Origin of the sequence: Escherichia sp. KTE172 (assembly GCF_000408845.1) — a bacterium.
Taxonomy (GTDB): domain Bacteria; phylum Pseudomonadota; class Gammaproteobacteria; order Enterobacterales; family Enterobacteriaceae; genus Escherichia; species Escherichia coli.
In genome coordinates, this window is the sequence record NZ_KE137316.1 from 2047133 (window position 1) to 2071698 (window position 24566).

25 protein-coding genes and 1 other RNA gene are annotated in these 24566 nt (G+C 52.5%); 8 read left to right on the plus strand and 18 right to left on the minus strand.

The features are described from left to right. Positions 1 to 3: 3 nt before the first annotated feature. From prfB to xerD, 4 genes are all read right to left on the minus strand, one after another. Positions 4 to 1102, minus strand: a protein-coding gene (prfB, locus tag G434_RS14050; protein WP_001701073.1) for a peptide chain release factor 2 whose coding sequence is annotated in 2 segments (ribosomal slippage) — positions 4 to 1026 and positions 1028 to 1102 — 1098 coding nt in all. Because the reading frame shifts where the segments join, the coding sequence is not laid out codon by codon here. 90 nt (positions 1103 to 1192) lie between these two features. Beyond that, positions 1193 to 2926 carry a single-stranded-DNA-specific exonuclease RecJ gene (gene recJ, locus G434_RS14045; protein ID WP_000813190.1) on the minus strand — a complete coding sequence of 578 codons (1734 nt, stop codon included), beginning with the start codon at positions 2924 to 2926 and terminating at the stop codon, positions 1193 to 1195. 5 nt (positions 2927 to 2931) lie between these two features. Continuing rightward, entirely contained in the window at positions 2932 to 3642 is a 711-nt protein-coding gene (gene dsbC / locus G434_RS14040) for a bifunctional protein-disulfide isomerase/oxidoreductase DsbC (RefSeq protein WP_000715210.1), read from the minus strand. Positions 3643 to 3666: 24 nt separating this feature from the next. Further along, the gene (gene xerD, locus G434_RS14035; protein WP_000806652.1) at positions 3667 to 4563 is read right to left on the minus strand and encodes a site-specific tyrosine recombinase XerD; all 897 of its coding nucleotides are present in this window, start codon (positions 4561 to 4563) and stop codon (positions 3667 to 3669) included. 111 nt (positions 4564 to 4674) lie between these two features. Between xerD and fldB the strand changes: the two genes are divergently transcribed. Beyond that, on the plus strand, positions 4675 to 5196 hold the full coding sequence (gene fldB, locus G434_RS14030; RefSeq protein ID WP_001055874.1) for a flavodoxin FldB: 522 nt from the start codon (positions 4675 to 4677) through the stop codon (positions 5194 to 5196). 39 nt (positions 5197 to 5235) lie between these two features. Here fldB and G434_RS14025 read toward each other — a convergent pair whose 3' ends face one another. Both G434_RS14025 and sdhE read right to left on the minus strand, forming a co-directional pair. Next, a complete protein-coding gene (locus G434_RS14025; protein ID WP_000244769.1) occupies positions 5236 to 5643 on the minus strand; it encodes a protein YgfX in 408 nt (135 codons plus the stop codon). Continuing rightward, positions 5624 to 5890, minus strand: coding sequence for an FAD assembly factor SdhE (gene sdhE / locus G434_RS14020; protein ID WP_000354046.1), 267 nt, complete (start codon positions 5888 to 5890; stop codon positions 5624 to 5626). Before sdhE ends, G434_RS14025 begins: the two co-directional genes overlap by 20 nt. Before the next feature lie 242 nt (positions 5891 to 6132). On the opposite strand from sdhE, the gene ygfZ reads away from it, so the two are divergent. Continuing rightward, entirely contained in the window at positions 6133 to 7113 is a 981-nt protein-coding gene (ygfZ, locus tag G434_RS14015; RefSeq protein WP_000886049.1) for a tRNA-modifying protein YgfZ, read from the plus strand. Between the two features lie 76 nt (positions 7114 to 7189). Here the strand turns inward: ygfZ and trhA are convergent, their stop codons facing one another. Both trhA and yqfB read right to left on the minus strand, forming a co-directional pair. Beyond that, entirely contained in the window at positions 7190 to 7849 is a 660-nt protein-coding gene (gene trhA / locus G434_RS14010; protein ID WP_000250274.1) for a PAQR family membrane homeostasis protein TrhA, read from the minus strand. A gap of 163 nt (positions 7850 to 8012) precedes the next feature. Continuing rightward, complete coding sequence (gene yqfB / locus G434_RS14005; RefSeq protein ID WP_001182957.1) at positions 8013 to 8324, minus strand: N(4)-acetylcytidine aminohydrolase; 312 nt, start codon at positions 8322 to 8324, stop codon at positions 8013 to 8015. A 44-nt stretch (positions 8325 to 8368) separates the two neighbouring features. On the opposite strand from yqfB, the gene bglA reads away from it, so the two are divergent. After that, positions 8369 to 9802: a 6-phospho-beta-glucosidase BglA gene (gene bglA, locus G434_RS14000; protein ID WP_001513393.1), complete on the plus strand. Its 1434-nt coding sequence runs from the start codon at positions 8369 to 8371 to the stop codon at positions 9800 to 9802. Between the two features lie 165 nt (positions 9803 to 9967). Here the strand turns inward: bglA and gcvP are convergent, their stop codons facing one another. The 3 genes from gcvP to gcvT form a co-directional block, all read right to left on the minus strand. Beyond that, positions 9968 to 12841, minus strand: a complete 2874-nt coding sequence (gene gcvP, locus G434_RS13995) for an aminomethyl-transferring glycine dehydrogenase (protein ID WP_000195045.1) — start codon at positions 12839 to 12841, stop codon at positions 9968 to 9970. 118 nt (positions 12842 to 12959) lie between these two features. Beyond that, positions 12960 to 13349 carry a glycine cleavage system protein GcvH gene (gene gcvH / locus G434_RS13990; RefSeq protein WP_001295377.1) on the minus strand — a complete coding sequence of 130 codons (390 nt, stop codon included), beginning with the start codon at positions 13347 to 13349 and terminating at the stop codon, positions 12960 to 12962. Between the two features lie 23 nt (positions 13350 to 13372). Beyond that, positions 13373 to 14467 carry a glycine cleavage system aminomethyltransferase GcvT gene (gcvT, locus tag G434_RS13985; RefSeq protein WP_000068693.1) on the minus strand — a complete coding sequence of 365 codons (1095 nt, stop codon included), beginning with the start codon at positions 14465 to 14467 and terminating at the stop codon, positions 13373 to 13375. 314 nt (positions 14468 to 14781) lie between these two features. On the opposite strand from gcvT, the gene G434_RS29780 reads away from it, so the two are divergent. After that, complete coding sequence (locus G434_RS29780; protein ID WP_225087691.1) at positions 14782 to 14841, plus strand: hypothetical protein; 60 nt, start codon at positions 14782 to 14784, stop codon at positions 14839 to 14841. A gap of 73 nt (positions 14842 to 14914) precedes the next feature. Here G434_RS29780 and ubiI read toward each other — a convergent pair whose 3' ends face one another. From ubiI to ygfB, 4 genes are read right to left on the minus strand one after another with little or no spacing between them, the layout of a single operon-like run. Then, positions 14915 to 16117: an FAD-dependent 2-octaprenylphenol hydroxylase gene (gene ubiI, locus G434_RS13980; RefSeq protein ID WP_001192216.1), complete on the minus strand. Its 1203-nt coding sequence runs from the start codon at positions 16115 to 16117 to the stop codon at positions 14915 to 14917. A 22-nt stretch (positions 16118 to 16139) separates the two neighbouring features. Next, on the minus strand, positions 16140 to 17318 hold the full coding sequence (gene ubiH, locus G434_RS13975) for a 2-octaprenyl-6-methoxyphenyl hydroxylase (RefSeq protein WP_000111165.1): 1179 nt from the start codon (positions 17316 to 17318) through the stop codon (positions 16140 to 16142). Beyond that, positions 17315 to 18640, minus strand: coding sequence for a Xaa-Pro aminopeptidase (gene pepP / locus G434_RS13970; RefSeq protein ID WP_001290111.1), 1326 nt, complete (start codon positions 18638 to 18640; stop codon positions 17315 to 17317). The genes ubiH and pepP overlap by 4 nt, the downstream gene beginning before the upstream one ends. A gap of 25 nt (positions 18641 to 18665) precedes the next feature. Then, positions 18666 to 19244: a UPF0149 family protein YgfB gene (gene ygfB / locus G434_RS13965; RefSeq protein WP_001295378.1), complete on the minus strand. Its 579-nt coding sequence runs from the start codon at positions 19242 to 19244 to the stop codon at positions 18666 to 18668. A gap of 167 nt (positions 19245 to 19411) precedes the next feature. Here ygfB and zapA point away from each other — a divergent pair, with 167 nt between their 5' ends. The 3 genes from zapA to G434_RS13955 all read left to right on the plus strand — a co-directional run bounded on the left by zapA (position 19412) and on the right by G434_RS13955 (position 20589). Further along, positions 19412 to 19741, plus strand: coding sequence for a cell division protein ZapA (gene zapA / locus G434_RS13960; protein WP_001276008.1), 330 nt, complete (start codon positions 19412 to 19414; stop codon positions 19739 to 19741). 41 nt (positions 19742 to 19782) lie between these two features. After that, a non-coding RNA gene (gene ssrS, locus G434_RS27460) (6S RNA) lies at positions 19783 to 19966 on the plus strand. Positions 19967 to 19986: 20 nt separating this feature from the next. Further along, positions 19987 to 20589: a 5-formyltetrahydrofolate cyclo-ligase gene (locus G434_RS13955; protein ID WP_000192751.1), complete on the plus strand. Its 603-nt coding sequence runs from the start codon at positions 19987 to 19989 to the stop codon at positions 20587 to 20589. Between the two features lie 100 nt (positions 20590 to 20689). Here G434_RS13955 and ibsC read toward each other — a convergent pair whose 3' ends face one another. The 3 genes from ibsC to rpiA all read right to left on the minus strand — a co-directional run bounded on the left by ibsC (position 20690) and on the right by rpiA (position 23125). Then, positions 20690 to 20749 carry a type I toxin-antitoxin system toxin IbsC gene (gene ibsC / locus G434_RS27465; protein WP_071525914.1) on the minus strand — a complete coding sequence of 20 codons (60 nt, stop codon included), beginning with the start codon at positions 20747 to 20749 and terminating at the stop codon, positions 20690 to 20692. A gap of 228 nt (positions 20750 to 20977) precedes the next feature. Then, positions 20978 to 22210, minus strand: coding sequence for a phosphoglycerate dehydrogenase (serA, locus tag G434_RS13950; RefSeq protein WP_001151604.1), 1233 nt, complete (start codon positions 22208 to 22210; stop codon positions 20978 to 20980). Positions 22211 to 22465: 255 nt separating this feature from the next. Next, entirely contained in the window at positions 22466 to 23125 is a 660-nt protein-coding gene (rpiA, locus tag G434_RS13945; protein ID WP_000189743.1) for a ribose-5-phosphate isomerase RpiA, read from the minus strand. A 382-nt stretch (positions 23126 to 23507) separates the two neighbouring features. Here rpiA and argP point away from each other — a divergent pair, with 382 nt between their 5' ends. After that, the gene (gene argP / locus G434_RS13940; RefSeq protein WP_001301058.1) at positions 23508 to 24401 is read left to right on the plus strand and encodes a DNA-binding transcriptional regulator ArgP; all 894 of its coding nucleotides are present in this window, start codon (positions 23508 to 23510) and stop codon (positions 24399 to 24401) included. Positions 24402 to 24566: the final 165 nt, after the last annotated feature.

Sequence of the window (24566 nt, forward strand, 5' to 3'; positions counted from 1 at the left end):
TCCTCATAACCCTGCTTTCAAACTTGCTTCGATAAATTGATCCAGGCTGCCGTCCAGCACGGCCTGCGTGTTACGGGTTTCTACCCCGGTACGCAGATCTTTAATGCGGGAGTCATCAAGGACATAAGAACGAATCTGGCTGCCCCAGCCGATGTCGGATTTGTTATCTTCCATCGCCTGCTTCTCGGCATTTTTCTTCTGCATCTCCAGTTCATAAAGCTTCGCTTTCATCTGCTTCATGGCCTGGTCTTTGTTCTTGTGCTGGGAACGGTCGTTCTGGCACTGGGTCACGATCCCAGTTGGGATGTGAGTAATACGCACCGCAGATTCGGTACGGTTAACGTGCTGACCGCCCGCGCCGGACGCGCGATAAACGTCGATGCGCAGATCCGCCGGATTGATTTCGATATCGATATCGTCATCAACTTCCGGGTAAACAAACGCGGAGCTGAACGACGTGTGGCGACGACCGCCGGAGTCAAACGGGCTCTTACGCACCAGGCGGTGAACGCCAGTTTCTGTACGCAGCCAGCCGTAAGCGTAATCGCCGGAGATTTTGATCGTCACGGATTTAATACCCGCCACTTCACCTTCCGACTCTTCGATGATTTCAGTTTTGAAACCACGCGATTCTGCCCAGCGCAGATACATACGCTCAAGCATGCTCGCCCAGTCCTGTGCTTCCGTACCGCCAGACCCCGCCTGAATATCGAGGTAGCAGTCGGCGCTGTCATATTCGCCAGAGAACATACGGCGGAACTCAAGCTGCGCCAGTTTTTCTTCCAGAGCGTCGAGTTCAGCAACGGCTTCGTTAAAGGTTTCTTCGTCGTCAGCTTCTACAGCCAGTTCCAGCAGACCAGAAACATCTTCCAGCCCCTGTTTCATTTGGTCAAGGGTGTCGACAACGGCTTCGAGGGAGGAACGCTCTTTACCCAGCGCCTGTGCGCGTTCAGGTTCGTTCCAGACATCCGGCTGTTCCAGCTCGGCGTTTACTTCTTCCAGACGCTCTTTCTTGGCGTCATAGTCAAAGATACCCCCTAAGAACGTCGGAGCGTTCCGTGAGGTCCTGAATGCGATTATTTACCGGATTAATTTCAAACATGGTCTGATTTCTTTTATTGAGCTAGTCAAAATGCGGTGATAAGAGCGGGATTGTACCCAATCCACGCTCTTTTTTATAGAGAAGATGACGCTAAATTGGCCAGATATTGTCGATGATAATTTGCAGGCTGCGGTTGCCGCGAAACTCGTTGATATCGAGCTTGTAAGCCAGTTGCACTTCGCGCACGCCGTTATCCGGCCAGAGGGCGGTATCGACATTAAAAGCAATACCATCCAGCAGCGGACCGCCGCCGACCGGCTCGACCATCACCTTCAAATGACGTTCGCCCACCAGTCGCTGTTGCAGCAGACGGAAATGACCGTCAAACAGCGGCTCCGGGAACATCTGCCCCCACGGGCCAGCATCGCGCAACAGCTGCGCCACTTCCATGGTCATTTCGGCCGGACTTAACGGACCGTCCGACACCACTTCGCCTTGCAATAGCGAAGGGTCCAGCCACTCAGTAACCAGTTCGCCAAAACGTTGTTGAAAGAGTTCGAATTTATCCTCTTCCAGCGACAAACCCGCCGCCATCGCATGACCGCCAAACTTGAGCATCATGCCGGGGTAGAGTGTGTCTAATCGCTCCAGCGCATCACGCATATGCAGCCCCTGAATGGAGCGACCGGAACCTTTCAGCGTACCATCACCTGCTGGCGCAAAGGCGATAACCGGACGATGAAAACGCTCTTTGATGCGCGAAGCCAGAATACCGACAACGCCCTGATGCCATTCGGGGTGATACATTGCCAGCCCGCCGGGTAGCGTGTCGCGGCTGCGCTCCAGTTTCTCGCACAAGGTCAGGGCTTCAACTTGCATTCCCTGTTCGATCTCTTTTCGCGTCTGGTTTAGCGCATCGAGTTCATTTGCCAGCACGCGCGCTTCGCCGATGTTGTCGCACAGCAACAGCGCCACGCCAACGGACATATCGTCCAGTCGCCCGGCAGCATTGAGACGTGGCCCCAGCGCAAAACCTAAATCGCTGGCGGCGAGTTTTTGTGGATCGCGATTGGCCACTTCCAGCAGCGCTTTAATCCCCGGACGGCACTTTCCGGCACGGATGCGACTCATCCCCTGCCAGGTCAGAATGCGATTATTAGCGTCCAGCGGCACGACGTCCGCTACTGTCCCCAGCGCGACCAGATCCAGCAGTTCTGCCAGATTAGGAATTGCGATGCCGCGCTCATCAAACCAGCCCTGATCGCGCAAAAAGGTGCGCAGCGCCAGCATCAGATAAAACGCCACACCCACGCCTGCCAGTGATTTCGACGGGAAATTACAGTCGCGCAAGTTAGGGTTAATGATCGCTTCCGCTGCGGGTAATGTGTCGCCTGGCAAATGGTGATCGGTAACAATAACCGGAATGCCCAACGAACGAGCGTGTTCAACCCCCGCATGGGAGGAAATACCGTTATCCACCGTGACAATTAACTGCGCGCCACGGGCATGAGCCTGATCGACCACTTCCGGGCTTAAGCCGTAACCGTCTTCGAAACGGTTTGGTACCAGGTAGTCGATATTGCTGCAACCAAGCGAGCGCATCGCCAGCACGCTTAGAGCCGTGCTGGTCGCGCCGTCGGCGTCGAAATCACCGACCACAATAATCCGCGTTCCTTCGCGAAAAGCGTTGTAAAGGATCTCAACGGCCTTTTCGACGCCGCTCAGTTGCTGCCAGGGCAACATACCTTTAACACTGCGTTCCAGTTCTTGCGCACTGCGTACTCCCCGGCTGGCGTATAAACGGCGCAGCAAGGGAGGCAATTCAGCGGGCAAGTCTGCCGTTTCATCGACTTCACGGCGACGAAGTTGTATCTGTTGTTTCACGCGAATTATTTACCGCTAGTCATTTTTTGGTGTTCGTCGAGGAATTCTTTCATCTCTTTCGGCGGCTGGTAACCCGGAACAAGTGTGCCATTGCTCAGCACAATTGCCGGAGTACCGCTAACGCCAAGCTGGACGCCAAGTGCGTAATGATCGGCAATATCCACGTCGCAACTGGCTGGTGCGACGCTTTTACCGGCCATCACATCATCAAACGCTTTGTTTTTATCTTTCGCACACCAGATAGCTTTCATTTCTTTCTCTGCATCGCTATCCAGCCCCTGGCGCGGGAAAGCAAGATAACGCACGGTGATCCCCAGCGCGTTATAGTCTGCCATTTGCTCATGCAGTTTGTGGCAGTAACCACAGGTAATATCAGTAAACACGGTGATGACGTGTTTTTCCTGCGGCGCTTTATAAACGATCATCTCTTTTTCAAGCGCATTCAACTGCTTTAACAGCATCTTATTGGTGACATTGACCGGAGCTGTGCCACTAACGTCATACATTGGCCCCTGAATGATATGTTTACCATCATCGGTGATGTACAACACACCGCTGTTAGTCAGAACTGTCTTCATGCCAGCTACGGGCGCGGGCTGAATATCGCTGCTTTTGATGCCCATTTTGGCTAACGTTTGTTGAATTGCCGCGTCATCAGCCTGAGCAAAGCCTGAAAACGCCGCTAACAAAGTAAACAACATAAAACCTTTCTTCATAAATCTTCCCGTTCTTTTCAGACATCACGCCCGCGGGTGATGCTGTTGATGAAGTTGCCGCAGACGCTCGGTAGCGACATGCGTATAAATTTGCGTGGTGGAGAGATCGCTGTGGCCCAGTAGCATCTGCACCACGCGTAAATCCGCACCATGATTTAATAAATGAGTGGCAAAAGCGTGACGCAACACATGCGGTGACAGCTTTTCGCTGTCGATACCCGCCAGCACGGCATAATGTTTAATGCGGTGCCAGAAGGTCTGTCGCGTCATCTGCTGCGCACGCTGGCTGGGGAACAACACATCAATAGAGACACCGTTCAACAACCACGGTCGCCCATGTTCCAGATAGGTCTCCAGCCAGTAAACCGCCTCTTCACCTAACGGTACCAGGCGCTCTTTGTTGCCTTTACCAATGACCCGCACTACGCCCTGACGCAGGCTGATATCACTCATTGTCAGCCCGACCAGTTCAGAGACACGCAGCCCTGTAGCATACAACACTTCAAGCATGGCTTTATCGCGTAGCTCCAGTGGCTGATCAATTAATGGTGCCTGTAATAAACGTTCGACCTGCGCTTCGCTTAAATCTTTTGGCAAACGCTGTGGCAATTTCGGTGAAGCGAGATGCGCACTGGGATCGTCTTCACGAAACTTTTCGCGATAAAGATACTGGAACAATCGACGCACTGCACTCAGCAAACGCGCTGAGCTGGTGGCTTTATACCCGCCCTCCAGCCGTTCTGCCAGTAATGCCTGCAAATCGTCACTTTGCGCCGTCGCCAGCGTCGACCCGCGGTGATGCAACCACTCCACCATCATTGACAGATCGCGACGGTATGCGTTCAACGTATTTTCAGCCAGATTTTTTTCCAGCCACAGAGCATCAAGAAACTGCTCGATGCGTGCCAGATCCTGTTTCACTTGCGCCCCTTATGGTCACTCATTTGATCCATTATGCCTTATTGTGCCGTGACTAAAGCGATTCTGATACACTAGCCACAAAAGCCACAGCAGAATCGAGAAGCTTACGTTATGAATATGGGTCTTTTTTACGGTTCCAGCACCTGTTACACCGAAATGGCGGCAGAAAAAATCCGCGATATTATCGGCCCAGAACTGGTGACCTTACATAACCTCAAGGACGACTCCCCGAAATTAATGGAGCAGTACGATGTGCTCATTCTGGGTATCCCGACCTGGGATTTTGGTGAAATCCAGGAAGACTGGGAAGCCGTCTGGGATCAGCTCGACGACCTGAACCTCGAAGGTAAAATTGTTGCGCTGTATGGGCTTGGCGATCAACTGGGATACGGCGAGTGGTTCCTCGATGCGCTCGGTATGCTGCATGACAAACTCTCGACCAAAGGCGTGAAGTTCGTCGGCTACTGGCCAACGGAAGGGTATGAATTTACCAGCCCGAAACCGGTGATTGCTGACGGGCAACTGTTCGTGGGGCTGGCGCTGGACGAAACTAACCAGTATGACCTTAGCGACGAGCGTATTCAGAGCTGGTGTGAACAAATCCTCAACGAAATGGCAGAGCATTACGCCTGATGTCACTGACGGCTTAGCGCATATGCTTTGCCGTCATCTTTATCTTTGCGTCTCTTGTTGCAACAAAATCCGCCGTAAATCCCGCCATTCGGCTTCGTCCATGCTGTCGGCTGCCAGCCATAAATGTTGCCGTTTACCGCTATCAGAACGTAAACGCAGCATCATGCCACTCTTAATCATCCACGGCGCTTTGACGATGCTCCACTCCTTCCCTTGCCAACGCAAACGCCCGTCCATCAACAGGCGAATTTCCCCCTGGCGAGCATTAATGCGCCGCTGGCTGCGAACGCAATCAAACACCACCAGCGAAAGTAACACCATCCATAACGGGGTGTAACTGAGCGGCCAGGGCATGAGTAAAATAACAGCGGCAACCAGCCCATGAATCAGCAAGGAAAGCCACTGCGCGCGCCAGGAGACGCGCAAATCAGATTGCCACAGGACCACGTTCCCGGTTCCGTGTCTGGATGAGTCGGACCATCATTTCCAGTTCTGCATCGGCTGGTTTACCGTGATTCATCAGCCAGTTAAACAGGTCCGGATCGTCACACTCCAGCAGACGAATAAAGATGCGTTTTTCGTCATCGCTTAAGCTGTCGTACTCATGTTCGAAAAACGGCATGATTGAAATATCGAGTTCGCGCATACCACGGCGGCATGCCCAATGAATGCGGGCTTTGTTGTTAATGTCCATCTTCTTCCTGTCTCACGAAAATCCAGTACTTGGCTATTGTAACGTGTTTTTCGACTTCTTTTGCGGGAATATCAGTAAACACAATCGCGATCGCGAAATTAATTCACAACAATTCAAGGGCTTCATTTTTTTGGAAGTCGCCTCGCAGAAGGCACAGATCGCGTAGTGAAAGCACTTGCATTGCCTCATAGCTCTTTTACCATTAGTCATTAATACGCCGTTAAGCAACTCAGGACTCTATTATGGCTTTTACACCTTTTCCTCCCCGTCAGCCTACGGCGTCTGCCCGTTTACCGCTGACGCTGATAACGCTTGATGACTGGGCGCTTGCCACCATTACTGGCGCGGACAGCGAAAAATATATGCAGGGTCAGGTGACAGCAGATGTCAGCCAGATGACAGAAGATCAGCACCTGCTCGCCGCCCATTGCGACGCCAAAGGTAAAATGTGGAGCAATTTACGTCTGTTCCGCGACGGCGATGGCTTTGCATGGATTGAACGGCGCAGCGTGCGTGAACCGCAGCTGACTGAACTGAAAAAATATGCGGTGTTCTCTAAAGTGACCATCGCGCCAGACGACGAGCGTGTGCTGCTTGGTGTTGCCGGTTTTCAGGCGCGCGCCGCGCTGGCAAATCTCTTTAGTGAACTGCCTTCGAAAGAAAAACAGGTAGTTAAAGAAGGCGCGACCACTTTGCTATGGTTCGAACACCCGGCAGAACGTTTCCTGATCGTAACCGATGAAGCTACTGCCAATATGCTGACCGATAAACTGCGCGGTGAAGCGGAACTGAACAATAGCCAACAGTGGCTGGCATTAAACATTGAAGCGGGTTTCCCGGTGATTGACGCCGCCAACAGCGGGCAGTTTATCCCACAGGCGACCAATCTCCAGGCGCTGGGCGGTATCAGCTTTAAAAAAGGCTGCTATACCGGACAAGAGATGGTGGCGCGAGCAAAATTCCGTGGTGCCAACAAACGCGCGCTCTGGTTGCTGACAGGTAGTGCCAGCCGACTGCCGGAAGCTGGTGAAGATTTAGAGCTGAAAATGGGCGAGAACTGGCGTCGCACTGGTACGGTGCTGGCTGCGGTAAAACTGGAAGATGGTCAGGTCGTGGTACAGGTCGTCATGAATAACGATATGGAACCGGACAGCATCTTCCGCGTGCGTGACGATGCGAATACGCTGCATATCGAGCCGCTGCCGTATTCGCTCGAAGAGTAAATCTCTGTGTCGCATCAGGTATTTATCGCCTGATGCGACACGGGTGTGTCTTTTCAGGCCTACAAAGGCACACCCATTACGCCTGCCCAATATATAAATAGATCGCCAGAAAGTGGCACACGCTGCCGCCGAGCACAAAGCCGTGCCAGATGGCATGGTTGTATGGGATGCGCTTGCAGACGTAGAAAATCACCCCGAGCGAGTAGACCACGCCGCCTACAGCCAGTAAGGTAACGCTGCCCGCCGCGAGCTTAACTGCCATTTCATAAATCACCACCAGCGACAACCAGCCCATCGCCAGATAGGTCACCAGAGATAAAATTTTGAATCGGTGCGCGATAGTCAGTTTGAACAGAATCCCCAGCAGAGCCAGGCTCCAGATAACAATCATCAACCCGCGCGCTAACGGAGAATCCAGCCCCACCAGCAAAAACGGCGTGTAGGTTCCGGCAATCAACAGATAAATAGCGCAGTGGTCAAATTTCTTCAGCCACATTTTTGCCCGTTGATGAGGAATGGCGTGATAGAGCGTCGAAGCGAGGAACAGCAGGATCATACTGCCGCCATAGAGGCTGTAACTGGTTATCGCTGTGGCGCTGGCATTGAGATCCACCGCCTGAACCAGTAGCAACACCAGCCCAACGATACCAAACACCAACCCAATGCCGTGACTGACGCTGTTGGCAATTTCCTCTGCCAGCGAATATCCCTGCTTAATGAGGGGCTTCTGAACCATAACTTACTCCGGAGAAACGTACACGCACGTGTAAACCTCTCCAGCGTAACTGAGAATAGTTCCAGTGAACACCTGTTAGCTAAAATAAATTCTGATTTGGGACTAATCTCCGAAAAATCATGAAATTAAATGCAAAATTTCAACTAACAGGTGTGAGTTCAATTTAAAGACATTTAAATTCAATCACATAAAACTGTGTCTGACCGGGATAGATGTCGGCAATGACCTTTTTGAGTTCAGTCAGGGTCATATTTTCCTGCTCTGCATGTTTTTCCGTCAGTGTATCCAGCGTTACGGTTGAGGTTGCGGTGACTTCAATCGTGCAAAAATAACCGTCATCTTCAAAACGCCCGACACGAAGCACATCACCCGTTTTGAAGTGCGATTCAGACTCGTCGCGGATGGTGATGGTTTTACGCCCAGCCAGAATGTCATCCTGGAAACGTTGAAAAAAAGTGATGTCGTTTGGCTGCATGGTACTATTTCCTGTAAGAATTGACTCATCTGGAGCCTATGATAGTGAAAAAACTCACCTTACCGAAAGATTTCTTATGGGGCGGCGCAGTTGCCGCTCATCAGGTCGAAGGCGGCTGGAACAAAGGCGGCAAAGGGCCGAGCATTTGTGACGTTCTGACCGGTGGCGCACACGGCGTGCCGCGCGAAATCACCAAAGAAGTGTTGCCAGGAAAATACTATCCGAACCATGAAGCCGTTGATTTTTATGGTCATTACAAGGAAGACATCAAGCTATTTGCCGAAATGGGCTTCAAATGTTTTCGTACATCCATCGCCTGGACGCGCATTTTTCCAAAAGGCGATGAAGCTCAGCCAAACGAAGAAGGGCTGAAGTTCTACGATGATATGTTCGATGAACTGCTGAAATACAACATCGAACCGGTGATCACCCTCTCCCACTTTGAAATGCCGCTGCATCTGGTGCAGCAATACGGTAGCTGGACCAACCGTAAAGTGGTTGATTTCTTTGTCCGTTTCGCAGAAGTGGTATTTGAACGCTATAAGCATAAAGTCAAATACTGGATGACCTTCAACGAAATTAACAACCAGCGTAACTGGCGTGCACCGCTGTTCGGTTACTGCTGCTCCGGCGTGGTGTATACCGAGCATGAAAACCCGGAAGAGACGATGTACCAGGTGCTGCATCACCAGTTTGTCGCCAGCGCCCTGGCGGTGAAAGCCGCGCGTCGCATTAACCCGGAAATGAAAGTCGGCTGTATGCTGGCGATGGTGCCGCTTTACCCTTACTCCTGTAATCCGGACGATGTGATGTTCGCCCAGGAGTCGATGCGCGAACGCTACGTCTTTACCGATGTGCAACTGCGTGGCTATTACCCGTCCTATGTGTTGCACGAGTGGGAGCGTCGCGGATTTAACATCAAAATGGAAGACGGCGATCTCGATGTGCTGCGCGAAGGCACCTGCGATTATCTCGGTTTCAGCTATTACATGACCAACGCGGTGAAGGCCGAAGGCGGCACCGGCGATGCGATCTCTGGTTTTGAAGGCAGCGTACCAAACCCGTATGTTAAAGCATCTGACTGGGGCTGGCAGATTGATCCGGTGGGTCTGCGTTACGCACTTTGCGAACTGTATGAGCGTTACCAGAAGCCGCTGTTTATTGTCGAAAACGGTTTTGGCGCTTACGACAAAGTGGAAGAAGATGGCAGCATCAACGACGACTACCGCATTGACTACCTGCGCGCCCATATTGAAGAGATGAAAAAAGCGGTGACTTACGATGGTGTCGACCTGATGGGCTACACACCATGGGGCTGCATCGACTGCGTGTCGTTCACCACCGGGCAGTACAGCAAGCGCTACGGCTTTATCTATGTGAATAAACATGACGACGGTACTGGCGATATGTCGCGTTCACGTAAGAAGAGCTTTGACTGGTACAAAGAGGTGATTGCCAGCAACGGCGAGAATCTGTAATTAGCCGATGTGCCTGATGCGCTACGCTCATCAGGCCTGGCACTCTTTTAATATATTGAGCTCGCAATATTTTATATTACGCCTCAGTCGAAACACACAAAGCGCACTTTATTAACAAGCTAAAAAGGCGCCGAAGCGCCTTTAGAAAATAGTCGAATCAGTGAATTACTGGTATTCGCTAATCGGTACGCAGGAGCAGAACAGATTACGGTCGCCGTAAACATCATCCAGACGTTTCACTGTCGGCCAGTATTTGTCTGCCACGCCTGCCGGGAATACCGCAACTTCACGGCTGTACGGATGCGCCCACTCGGCGACCAGTTCGCTCTGAATGTGCGGCGCGTTCACCAGCGGGTTATCTTCCAGCGGCCAGACACCGGCTTTCACCTGGTCAATTTCTGCGCGGATAGCCAGCATCGCGTCGATAAAGCGATCCAGTTCCACTTTGCTTTCGGATTCGGTCGGTTCAACCATCAGCGTACCCGCCACCGGGAATGACATGGTCGGCGCGTGGAAACCGTAGTCGATCAGACGCTTGGCAATATCCAGTTCGCTGATGCCGGTTTCTTCTTTCAGCGGACGAATATCAAGAATACATTCGTGCGCCACGCGACCGTCGCGACCGGTATACAGCACCGGGAAAGCATCCTGCAGGCGGCTGGCAATATAGTTGGCGTTAAGAATTGCCACCTGGCTTGCTTTTTTCAGCCCTTCTGCGCCCATCATGCGGATGTACATCCAGCTGATTGGCAGGATAGAGGCACTACCGAACGGTGCCGCAGAAACCGCGCCCTGACGGGTTAACATGCCTTCGATTTGCACCACGCTATGACCCGGTACAAACGGTGCCAAATGCGCTTTCACACCGATCGGTCCCATACCTGGGCCGCCGCCACCGTGCGGAATGCAGAAAGTTTTATGCAGGTTAAGGTGCGAGACGTCCGCGCCAATAAAGCCCGGTGAGGTGATGCCGACCTGGGCGTTCATGTTCGCGCCATCAAGGTAAACCTGACCGCCGAACTGATGCACGACTTCACACACTTCACGGATCGTTTCTTCATACACGCCGTGGGTGGAAGGATAGGTCACCATGATACAGGAGAGGTTATCGCCCGCTTGTTCCGCTTTCGCGCGCAGATCAGCCAGATCGATGTTGCCGTTTTTATCACACGCCACAACCACCACCTGCATTCCTGCCATATGTGCAGAAGCGGGGTTAGTTCCGTGCGCAGAAGCCGGGATCAGGCAGATATCGCGATGCCCTTCGTTGCGGCTTTCATGATAATGACGAATCGCCAGCAGGCCCGCGTATTCGCCCTGTGCGCCGGAGTTCGGCTGCATACAAACGGCGTCGTAACCGGTCAGTTTCACCAGCCAGTCAGCCAACTGCGCAATCATCTGCTGATAACCTTCTGCCTGTTCCGGCGGGCAGAACGGGTGCAGTTCGGCAAATTCCGACCAGGTGATGGGGATCATCTCGGCGGCGGCGTTCAGTTTCATGGTGCAGGAACCCAGCGGGATCATCGCCTGATTCAGCGCCAGATCTTTACGCTCCAGCGAGTGCATATAGCGCATCATTTCGGTTTCGCTGTGGTAGCGATTAAACACCGGATGGGTGAGGATTTCGTCGTCGCGCAGCATCGCAGGCTGAATAGAGCGACTGTCGTGAGCCACGTCTTTGTCCAGCGTGTCGATGTCCAGCCCGTGGTTATCGCCCAACAGCACGCTGAAAAGCTGCATCACGTTTTCACGCGTGGTGGTTTCATCAAGGGTGATCCCAACCGCGTTCAGAATATCGCTACGCAGGTTGATTTCAGCCGCTTCGGCACGCGCCAGCACGCCCGCTTTGTCAGCCACTTCCACACACAAAGTATCGAAATAGTGCGCATGGCGCAGCTTCAGACCTTTTTGTTGCAGGCCCGCCGCCAGGATATCGGTCAGACGGTGGATGCGGTTAGCGATACGTTTCAGGCCAACCGGGCCGTGATAAACGGCATACAGGCTGGCGATGTTTGCCAGCAGTACCTGGGAAGTACAAATGTTGGAGTTCGCTTTCTCACGGCGAATATGTTGCTCGCGAGTCTGCATCGCCATGCGCAGAGCGGTATTGCCAGCTGCATCTTTCGATACACCGATAATACGGCCCGGCATTGAGCGTTTGTATTCATCTTTCGCCGCAAAGAATGCCGCATGTGGGCCACCGTAGCCCATCGGTACGCCAAAGCGTTGCGCCGAACCAAAGACAATATCCGCGCCCTGTTTACCCGGCGCAGTTAACAGCACCAGCGCCATAATATCGGCGGCGACGCTGACCACAATTTTGCGTGATTTCAGTTCGCTGATAAGCGCAGTGTAGTCGTGGATTTCACCCGTCGTACCCACCTGCTGTAACAGCACGCCGAAGACGTCCTGGTGATCGAGCACTTTTTGCGCATCGTCGACAATCACTTCAAAACCAAAGGTTTCGGCACGGGTGCGAACCACATCCAGCGTTTGCGGATGAACGTCAGAAGCAACAAAGAAGCGGTTGGCATTTTTCAGTTTGCTGACGCGTTTCGCCATCGCCATTGCTTCGGCGGCAGCGGTGGCCTCGTCCAGAAGAGAAGCAGAGGCCATATCCAGCCCGGTTAAATCCAGCGTTACCTGCTGGAAGTTGAGCAGTGCTTCAAGGCGGCCCTGGGAGACTTCAGGTTGATACGGAGTATACGCGGTATACCAGCCCGGATTTTCCAGCATGTTACGCAGAATAACCGGCGGTAGCTGCACGGCGGTGTAACCCATGCCGATGTAAGACGTGAAGCGTTTATTGCGACTGGCAATAGCCTTGAGTTCCGCCAGCGCGGCGTATTCGGTCGCCGGTGCGCCAACCTGCGGCGGGGTCGCAAGCTGAATATCTTTCGGCACAATCTGGCCGGTCAGCGCGTTTAACGATTGTGCGCCAACGGCATTCAGCATTTCTTGCTGTTGCGCGGCGTCCGGTCCGATATGGCGTTCAATAAAAGCGCCGCTGTTTTCAAGCTGGCTTAACGTCTGTGTCATGAGCGATGGTTCCTGAAACGTGCAGTGAATTGTGAACCTCTCTCCTTGCGAAGAGAGTGAGGGTGAGGCGTAAAAGTTCCTCACCCTGATCCTCTCCCGCAGAAGAGGAATAAAGCCGTTACTCGTCTTCTAACAATGCTTCGTATGCGGTCGCATCCAGCAGTGATTCCAGTTCGCTTTCATCGCTGGCTTTGATTTTAAAGATCCAGCCGCCTGCATACGGTTCGCTGTTCACCAGTTCCGGGGAATCGCTCAGTGCGTCGTTTACCGCCACGATTTCACCGCTTACTGGCGCATAAATGTCTGACGCCGCTTTTACTGATTCGGCAACCGCGCAGTCATCGCCCGCGCTAACCGTTGCGCCCACTTCCGGCAGGTCAACAAACACCATATCGCCTAACAGCTCCTGGGCGTGTTCGGTGATGCCAACGGTGTAAGTGCCGTCGGCTTCTTTACGCAGCCATTCGTGTTCTTTGCTGTATTTCAGTTCTGCTGGTACGTTGCTCATCAATCAATCTCCAAAAAAGTAAATCACGCGACGGCTTTGCCGTTACGCACAAAAACAGGTTTCGTCACTTTAACCGGCATTTCACGGTTGCGAATTTGCACAATCGCCGTTTCGCCAATACCTTCCGGCACGCGCGCCAGCGCAATGCTGTAACCCAGCGTCGGGGAGAAAGTCCCGCTGGTGATAATGCCTTCATGCTGGTTGCCCTGCGCATCGGTAAAACGTACCGGCAGTTCATTACGCAGCACGCCTTTTTCGGTCATCACCAGACCAACCAGTTTTTCTGTACCATGTTCACGCTGCGCTTCCAGAGCTTCACGACCAATAAAGTCACGATCTGCCGGTTCCCAGGCGATAGTCCAGCCCATGTTGGCGGCTAACGGAGAAATGGTTTCGTCCATCTCCTGACCATAAAGATTCATACCCGCTTCCAGACGCAGCGTGTCACGCGCGCCCAGGCCGCATGGCTTAACGCCCGCTTCCACCAGCGCACGCCAGAAATCGGCCGCTTTTTCATTGGGCAGCGCAATTTCATAGCCCGCTTCACCGGTATAACCAGTGGTGGCAATAAACAGATCGCCCGCCTGCACGCCAAAGAACGGTTTCATCCCTTCCACCGCCTGACGCTGAGCGTCATTAAACAGTGTGGCAGCTTTTGCCTGCGCATTCGGCCCTTGCACGGCAATCATGGAAAGGTCATCACGAACGGTAATTTCGATGCCGAAAGGTTCAGCGTGTTGGGTAATCCAGGAGAGGTCTTTTTCGCGGGTGGCGGAGTTAACAACGAGGCGGAAGAAATCTTCAGAAAAGTAGTAGACGATGAGATCATCTATCACACCGCCAGAGGCATTCAACATCCCCGAGTAAAGGGCTTTGCCGCTTTTGGTGAGCTTCGCCACATCGTTCGCCAGCAGATAACGCAGAAACTCCCGAGTGCGGCTGCCGCGAAGATCGACGATGGTCATATGTGACACATCAAACATTCCGGCATCGGTACGTACCGCATGATGTTCGTCGATTTGCGAACCGTAATGCAGCGGCATCATCCAGCCGTGGAAATCCACCATGCGAGCGCCGCAAAGCGTGTGTTGTTCGTACAAAGGAGTCTGTTGTGCCATCTTGTCCTCATTGAATAAGCGGGGCTGACAACTTTTCCATGGCGAAATTATCACCACGAAACCCAGCATCGGAGCCACTCCCGGTCCCCAACGCAATCGTTCTCTTTTGCCTGAACTTACCACCGAAACAGACTGTTAACCATAAGGTAAAATTGATCATCACATTAGCTTATGGTTAAAAAACGCCAAAATCGCAACAGAATAAAAAACCAAAAAACACACCAATTTCTATAGAAAAATGATGCGATGAGGAAATTAATTTGAATAAGGCAATATTAAGAGCTGAAAAAATGTGAAAAAACACTAAATCAAAAATTCGTGGCATTAGAAAATATAATGCGAAAACGGAGGTGAAATTAGTTTATTTCAAATGAGGAAAATCTCCCGTCGAAAAAACCGGGAGATGAAAGTGTGATGGGTATCAAATAAACAGCAGAAGAGAAATTTTTAACGCAGCCATTCAGGCAAATCGTTTAATCCCATTGCCTGGCGGATAAGTTGTGGTTTAACGCCAGGAAGCGTGTCGGCCAGTTTTAAACCAATATCACGCAGCAGTTTTTTCGCCGGATTGGTACCGGAAAACAGATCGCGAAATCCCTGCATACCAGCCAGCATCAGCGCCGCACTGTGCTTGCGGCTACGCTCATAGCGACGCAGATAAATGTACTGCCCGATGTCTTTCCCCTGACGATGCAACCGTTTCAGTTCAGCAACCAGCTCTGCAGCATCCATAAAGCCGAGATTTACCCCCTGCCCCGCCAGCGGGTGAATGGTATGCGCGGCGTCGCCCACCAACGCCAGACGGTGCGCGGCAAATTGGCGCGCATAACGCCCCGTCAGTGGGAACACAAGGCGCTCACTCTCAACCTTACATAAGCCCAGGCGATTATCAAAAGCGATATTTAACGCGCGATTAAATTCGTCTTCACTTGCCTGCTGCATCCGCTGCGCTTCCTCTGGCGACAGTGACCAGACAATCGAGCAAAGATGCGGATCGCTAAGCGGTAAAAAGGCCAGAATGCCTTCGCCATGGAAAACCTGCCGCGCCACCGCATCATGCGGTTCTTCCGTGCGAATGGTCGCTACCAGCGCGTGATGCTGATAATCCCAGAAAGTCAGCGGAATATCGGCTTTGTTGCGCAACCAGGAATTAGCGCCGTCCGCGCCAATCACCAGACGCGCCGTTAACATGCTGCCATCTTTCAGCGTCAGGAAGGTTTCATTTTCTCCCCAGGCGACCTGCTGTAATTCTGCGGGGGCCAACAGAGTGATATCTGACGACTGCTGCGCTTTGTTCCACAGCGCGTAGTGAATCACTGAGTTTTCAACGATATGCCCAAGATGGCTATAGCCCATGCTTTGATCGTCAAACGAAATGTGACCAAAGCTGTCTTTGTCCCACACTTCCATACCGTGATAACAACTGGCCCTACGAGAGAGAATGTCCTGCCAGACGCCAAGACGGGTGAGTAATTTTTCGCTGGCGGCATTGATAGCCGAAACGCGCAGTTGTGGTGGTGCATTCGCCGCCAGAGGTTCCGGTACGCGCTGCTCCAGTACGGCAACGCGTAAGCCGCTCCCCTGTAAGCCGCAGGCAACCGCCAGCCCCACCATGCCGCCGCCAACAATGGCTACATCAACACTTTGCATTGTTTATTCCTTAAAACCACCTTCAACGCGCCACCCAACCGAGGGTGCGCTGCGCCAGCACATCGCGTGCCGGGGTAAATAATTCCATCGTCATCAGCCCGATGTTGCGCCCGACAACCAGCGGGGTCCAACGGTTGGCAAAAAGATGTACAAGGCTGTCCGTGACGCCGATGGTTGCTTCGCGATCGCGCTGTCGACGCTGCTGATAACGGCACAATACGCCGTAATCACCCATGTCTTCTCCGCGCTCCTGCGCCTGAGTCAGAGTTTCCGCAAGGCTCATGACATCTCGCATACCGAGGTTGAACCCTTGCCCGGCAATCGGGTGCAGAGTTTGCGCCGCATTGCCCACCAGCACGGTACGATGGGTAATAGGTCTGGCGGCGCGGGTTAACGCCAGCGGATAAGCACTGCGTTTACCGGCGTGGGTAATTTGCCCCAGTCGCCAGCCAAAGGCAGACTGGAGTTCACGGCAAAACTTCTCGTCGCTCCACGACAGCACCTCTTCGCGCCGTTCCAGTGGATGACACCAGACCAGCGAACAGCGTCCGTCAGACATCGGCAACATCGCCAGCGGGCCATGTTTCGTGAAGCGTTCAAAAGCGCGGCCTTCGTGCGCAACGGAAGTCGCAACGTTGGCAATCACGGCCAGTTGTTCGTAAGGCTCCTGCTGCCAGTCAACGCCGCACGCGGTGGCTAACGCTGAATGGGTGCCATCAGCTGCTACCAGCACGCGGCCCGTCAGCGTCTCGCCACTCTCCAGCGTCACTTCAACGTGACTCTGAGTACGGGCAACGTTAGCCACGCGATCAGGACAATGCAGCGTTACGCCAGGTGCTTTGCGCAGCAATGCAAACAGCCGTTGCCCGACATTATGCAATTCGACAACCTGCCCCAGCGCCGCCAGTTGGTAATCTTCTGCGGCGAGGGTGACGAATCCGGCATGACCACGATCGCTGACATGCACGCTGGTGATGGCGGTTGCGCAATCAGCCAGAGATTGCCAGACGCCGATGCGCGCCAGTTGCTGACAGGTACCCGCCGCCAGCGCAATAGCTCGTCCATCAAAGCCCGGATGAGCATGTGACTCTGGCGCAGTCGCTTCAATCAAATGTACCGGCAGCGCCCCGTGACTTAACCGGGAAATAGCCAGCGCCAGCGTCGCGCCCGCCATGCCGCCACCGACGATGATTACGCTCATTGCTTTCTCGCAGCAGCCATCAACGCTTCGATTTCTTCCGGCTTTTTCACCACGCTGGCGGTGAGGTTTTCGTTGCCGGTTTCGGTAATCACAATGTCGTCTTCAATACGAATGCCGATACCGCGATATTGTTCTGGCACATCCGCATCCGGCGCGATATACAGACCAGGCTCTACGGTCAGTACCATCCCCGGCTCCAGAATGCGCGAGCGATCCTGACCATAAACGCCAACGTCATGGACATCCAGTCCTAACCAGTGGCTAAGGCCATGCATAAAGAAAGGACGATGGGCGTTCTGAGCGATCAGTTCATCAACATCACCTTTCAGGATGCCGAGTTTTACCAGGCCGCTAACCATGATGCGCACCACTTCACCAGTGACTTCCTGCATGGAAGTTCCCGGACGATACAGGCGCAGGCTGGTTTCAAGAGACTCCAGCACAATGTCGTAGATTTCACGCTGGGCCTGAGTGAATTTGCCGTTGACCGGGAAGGTGCGGGTAATATCGCCAGCGTAACCTTTGTATTCGCAACCCGCATCAATCAACACCAGGTCACCGTCACGCAGTTCACTCTCGTTTTCGGTATAGTGCAGAATGCAACCGTTTTCACCGCTGCCGACAATGGTGTTATAGGAAGGATAGCGCGCGCCGTGGCGGTTAAATTCGTGGTGAATTTCGCCTTCCAGGTGGTACTCGAACATTCCCGGACGGCATTTTTCCATCGCCCGGGTATGCGCCAGGGCGGTGATTTCACCCGCGCGGCGAAGTACGGCAATCTCTTCCGGCGATTTGAACAGGCGCATTTCATGAACAATGGGACGCCAGTCGATCATCGTTGCTGGCGCGGTGAGATTTTGTCGCGAGCCTTTACGCAGTTTTTCCAGCGCACTGTTCACGATTTCATCAGCATATGCATATTCGCCCTGAGCATGGTAAACCACATCCAGGCCGTTAAGTAGTTGATAAAGTTGCTGATTGATTTCACTGAATGCCAGTGCGCGGTCAACGCCCAGTTTCTCTGGCGCGGCATCCTGGCCTAAGCGACGACCAAACCAGATCTCTGCCGTCAGGTCGCGAACGCGGTTAAACAAAACGCTGTGGTTATGAGTGTCATCGCTTTTAATCAGCACCAGCACCGCTTCCGGTTCGTTAAAGCCGGTGAAGTACCAGAAGTCACTGTTCTGACGATAGGGGTATTCGCTGTCGGCGCTACGTGTTACTTCTGGTGCAGCAAAAATCAGCGCGGCGCTGCCGGGTTGCATTTGCTCCACCAGGGCCTGACGGCGACGCTGAAACTCTTGCCGGGATATCTCACTCATAACACTCTCCTTACGTTTTTTGTTTTTAGTGTAGAGTCGGTTTTTGTACTTCTGGCGCGGTCGGTTGCGGATGAGTAAAGGTGTCGTGGCATAACAGCGCGGCAACACGGACGTACTCGATGATCTCTTCAAGCGACATTTCAAGCTCTTCCTGATCTTCGTCTTCGTCGTAGCCCAACTGCGCGATGTTACGCAGATCGTCGATGGCTTCACCGGTTTCTCCGGTCACTTTGTCCAGCTTCGGTTGCGTAACGCCAAGACCAAGCAGGAAGTGATTAACCCAACCTGCCAGTGCATCAGCCCGATCGAAAACGCTGACATCATCGCCATCAGGCAGATAAAGCTGAAAAAGGAAGCCGTCATCCTGCAGGGCATCGCTGGTGGCAGAGTGCATTTTACGCAGTGCCTGTGCCAGCTCATGACCGAAAGCCATGCCTTCGTTCGTCAGGTCGTGAAGTAGCGGCAGCCATGAGCTGTCATCGTTACCGCCACATATCATCCCGCTGATTAAACCATGCATCTCAGCTGGGGTCAGACCCGTCCCTTGTTGGTTCAGATACTGGTTCATTTCGTTGTAACCAGGCATTTCGTTCTGTATAGACATAAGCATTCGTCGTCAAAGGGAGGAATATTCATGATATGCTACCACTTTGGGCCCTGGTGGACCAGAAAAGGGCTTGTCTCTTCTCATCAGGGTAGCTATAGTGTCGCCCCTTCGCAGACCATGGGTCTAAAGACGAAGGCAGCGCAGTCAATCAGCAGGAAGGTGGCATGTCTGCACAACCCGTCGATATCCAAATTTTTGGCCGTTCACTGCGTGTGAACTGCCCGCCTGACCAAAGGGATGCGTTGAATCAGGCAGCGGACGATCTGAACCAACGGTTGCAAGATCTGAAAGAACGCACTAGAGTCACAAATACTGAACAGTTGGTCTTCATTGCCGCATTGAATATCAGCTATGAGTTAGCGCAAGAAAAAGCGAAGACTCGTGACTACGCGGCAAGTATGGAACAGCGTATTCGGATGCTGCAGCAGACCATAGAACAAGCGTTACTTGAACAAGGTCGCATCACCGAAAAAACTAACCAAAACTTTGAATGACACTTTTCGGTTTACTGTGGTAGAGTAACCGTGAAGACAAAATTTCTCTGAGATGTTCGCAAGCGGGCCAGTCCCCTGAGCCGATATTTCATACCACAAGAATGTGGCGCTCCGCGGTTGGTGAGCATGCTCGGTCCGTCCGAGAAGCCTTAAAACTGCGACGACACATTCACCTTGAACCAAGGGTTCAAGGGTTACAGCCTGCGGCGGCATCTCGGAGATTCCCTTCTTATCTGGCACCAGCCATGACGCAACTACCAGAACTCCCACTGACATTATCCCGACAAGAAATCCGCAAAATGATTCGGCAACGTCGTCGTACGTTAACGCCGGAACAACAGCAGGAAATGGGTCAACAAGCCGCTACCCGGATGATGACGTATCCCCCAGTGGTGATGGCGCATACGGTCGCTGTATTCCTCTCTTTTGATGGCGAACTCGACACCCAGCCACTCATAGAACAACTCTGGCGCGCCGGTAAGCGCGTATATCTTCCAGTTTTGCATCCCTTTAGTGCCGGTAATTTGCTGTTCCTGAATTACCATCCGCAAAGTGAACTGGTGATGAACAGGTTGAAGATCCATGAGCCAAAACTGGATGTGCGTGACGTGCTACCCCTTTCCCGATTAGACGTGTTGATCACACCGCTGGTCGCCTTTGATGAGTACGGTCAGCGCCTGGGAATGGGCGGTGGTTTTTATGATCGAACCTTACAAAACTGGCAGCACTATAAAATGCAACCGGTGGGTTATGCGCATGATTGTCAGTTGGTGGAAAAACTCCCCGTTGAAGAGTGGGATATCCCTCTTCCTGCGGTGGTTACACCGTCGAAAGTCTGGGAGTGGTGAGGGCGACACACCTGCATCGCCCTGATTGACATCGTTGATTCTTTGACCTAATTTAGTGAGTAAGGGTAAGGGAGGATGACTCCTCCCCTGAGACTGACTGTTAATAAGCTGGGAAACTTATGAGTAACAGTACAATCAGTATGATGACAAGTCGCATCATAACCCTTCTCCTTCAAGCCCTCGCTTCGGTGAGGGCTTTACCGTTACAGCCCTGTGCTGTCCTGCCATCGTAAATCCCCATTAAATAAACACAACGCATTGATCTGACTTTGATTTATTTTCTGGAGCAGACTCGCAAAGTAGAATGCGCAACGCGGCAACAGTGTGGAGAAGGGATAAAAAAACGGGCAAGTCAGTGACCTGCCCGTTGATTTTCAGAGAAGGGGAATTAGTACAGCAGACGGGCGCGAATGGTACCCGGAATAGCTTTCATTGCCTGCAGCGCTTTTTCGGCAACGTCTTCGTCGGCTTCAATATCAATAACCACATAACCCATCTGGGCGGAAGTTTGTAGATATTGCGCGGCGATGTTGACGCCCTGCTCGGCAAAAATTTTGTTGAGCGCAGTTAGTACGCCCGGACGGTTTTCGTGGATGTGCATCAGACGACGCCCACCGTGCAGTGGCAGCGAGACTTCCGGGAAGTTCACCGCAGAGAGCGTTGAGCCATTGTCAGAATACTTGATCAATTTACCCGCAACTTCCAGGCCGATATTCTCCTGCGCTTCCTGAGTCGAACCGCCAATGTGTGGCGTCAGAAGGACGTTGTCAAATTCACACAGCGGAGAGGTAAATGGATCGCTATTGGTTGCCGGTTCCGTCGGGAATACGTCGATTGCCGCCCCCGCCAGATGTTTGCTCGCCAGCGCGTCACACAGCGCCGGAATATCCACCACAGTACCGCGCGAAGCATTAATCAGCAGCGAGCCGGGCTTCATTAGTGAAATCTCTTTCGCACCCATCATATTTTTGGTGGACGGATTCTCTGGCACATGTAGACTCACCACATCGCTCATATTCAGCAGGTCAGAAAGATGCTGTACCTGAGTGGCGTTGCCCAGCGGCAGTTTGTTTTCAATATCATAAAAGTAAACATACATTCCCAGCGATTCAGCCAGAATGCCCAATTGCGTACCAATATGACCGTAGCCGATGATACCCAGCTTTTTGCCACGCGCTTCAAAAGAACCCGCCGCCAGTTTGTTCCACACGCCACGGTGCGCTTTAGCATTGGCTTCCGGCACGCCGCGCAATAGCAGCAGTAGTTCGCCAATCACCAGCTCCGCAACAGAGCGCGTATTTGAGAACGGTGCGTTAAATACCGGGATACCGCGTTTTGCCGCCGCATCCAGATCAACCTGGTTTGTTCCGATACAGAAACAGCCAATAGCGACCAGTTTTTCAGCGGCGTTGATCACGTCTTCGGTCAGATGGGTACGGGATCGCAGGCCGATGAAGTGGGCATCGCGGATGGATTCTTTTAATTGTTCATCATCCAGCGCGCCTTTGTGAAATTCGATGTTGGTGTAACCAGCTGCACGAAGGCTTTCCAGCGCCTTTTGGTGCACGCCTTCTACCAGCAGAAACTTAATCTTGTCTTTCTCCAGCGATACCTTTGCCATTTACCCAATCCTGTCTTTTGAAATGTTGTGTGCGGATTTGCGTCCGCCTTTCAACATATCAAAAAATAATATTGCGGCAATATGAACGTTTGCGTCGCGATGTTGAGGAAATATCACGCAAAGGTATTTCTTGGATGAATATGCTGGTTTAGAGGATTTATTTAGAGCAATCGACAATAGCCAGGTAAAAACGTGACACATGTCACCAAATTTAATGAAGAGAATTTTTTTAACGGGGGAGGTTCCCCCGTCAGATCATTTCACAATGGTTTTGACACCGTCAGGTGTGCCAATCAGCGCAACGTCCGCGCCACGGTTAGCAAACAAGCCAACAGTCACCACGCCAGGAATCGCATTTATGGCGTTTTCCATCGCTATCGGGTCAAGGATTTCCATGCCGTGGACGTCGAGGATCACGTTGCCGTTATCGGTCACCACGCCCTGACGGTATTCCGGACGACCGCCCAGTTTCACCAGCTGGCGCGCCACTGCACTACGTGCCATCGGGATAACTTCTACTGGCAGCGGGAATTTGCCCAGAATATCAACCTGCTTGGAGGCGTCGGCAATACAGATAAATTTTTCCGCAACCGAAGCAATGATTTTTTCACGGGTCAGCGCCGCGCCGCCGCCTTTGATCATTTGCATGTGGCCGTTGATTTCATCTGCGCCATCAACGTAGATGCCAAGGCTGTCGACTTCGTTGAGATCAAAAACGTGAATGCCGAGGCTTTTCAGTTTTTCAGTGGAAGCATCTGAACTGGAAACGGCCCCTTCAATCTGGCCTTTCATCGTGCCGAGCGCGTCAATAAAGTGTGCGGCGGTGGAACCTGTACCTACACCAACAATGGTGCCGGGCTGAACATACTGAAGTGCCGCCCATCCTACTGCTTTTTTCAATTCATCCTGCGTCATGATCGTTTCGCCTGTGGTATGAAATTTCACACGCATTATATACAAAAAAAGCGATTCAGACCCCGTTGGCAAGCCGCGTGGTTAACTCATCCATAAAATATCGCGCAATGGCGGGCATCCCCTTTCGCCCGGCAAATAAAGCATACAACGGTCTGGGTATGCCGCTCCACGGTGCGAACAGAGGCAATAACGCCACGCCATTCAACATAACCAGGGCGCGAAGTCGCTAAGCGAAATGCAATAGCGCAAATCCCTGATCTTTTAAGCTGCGCGTTTAACCATTGATACAAATGTTACCCGCCGACGGCTTCGGTATATGCAACCTGACACAAAATTGTGTCATAGTGCAGGAAAAAGCATTTACCAGGAGCAGACAACAGCAATGAAACGCCCGGACTACAGAACATTACAGGCACTGGATGCGGTGATACGTGAACGAGGATTTGAACGCGCGGCACAAAAGCTGTGCATTACACAATCAGCCGTCTCACAGCGCATTAAGCAACTGGAAAATATGTTCGGGCAGCCGCTGTTGGTGCGTACCGTACCGCCGCGCCCGACAGAACAAGGGCAAAAACTGCTGGCACTGCTACGCCAGGTGGAGTTGCTGGAAGAAGAGTGGCTGGGCGATGAACAAACCGGTTCGACTCCGCTGCTGCTTTCACTGGCGGTCAACGCCGACAGTCTGGCGACGTGGTTGCTTCCGGCGCTGGCTCCTGTGTTAGCTGATTCGCCTATCCGCCTCAACTTGCAGGTAGAAGATGAAACCCGCACTCAGGAACGTCTGCGCCGCGGCGAAGTGGTCGGCGCGGTGAGTATTCAACATCAGGCGCTGCCGAGTTGCCTTGTCGATAAGCTCGGTGCGCTTGACTATCTGTTCGTCAGCTCAAAACCGTTTGCCGAAAAATATTTCCCTAACGGCGTAACGCGTTCGGCATTATTGAAAGCACCTGTGGTCGCCTTTGACCATCTTGACGATATGCACCAGGCCTTTTTGCAGCAAAACTTCGACCTGCCCCCAGGCAGCGTACCGTGCCATATCGTTAATTCTTCAGAAGCGTTCGTACAACTTGCTCGCCAGGGCACCACCTGCTGTATGATCCCGCACCTGCAAATCGAGAAAGAACTGACCAGCGGTGAACTGATTGACTTAACGCCGGGGCTATTTCAACGCCGGATGCTCTACTGGCACCGCTTTGCTCCTGAAAGCCGCATGATGCGTAAAGTCACTGATGCGTTGCTCGATTATGGTCACAAAGTCCTTCGTCAGGATTAATCCATCAAATAATGCCTGATAGCACATATCAGGCATTATCCTCACTTCTTTTTGTATTCCTTGAATCACATCACAAAATAGACAAATCTCAGGCGGCAAAAAACGACGTCTGAATGCATTTTTTTTGCTGGCGACAAACCCACGTAAAAAGCTCACCGTAAGCGC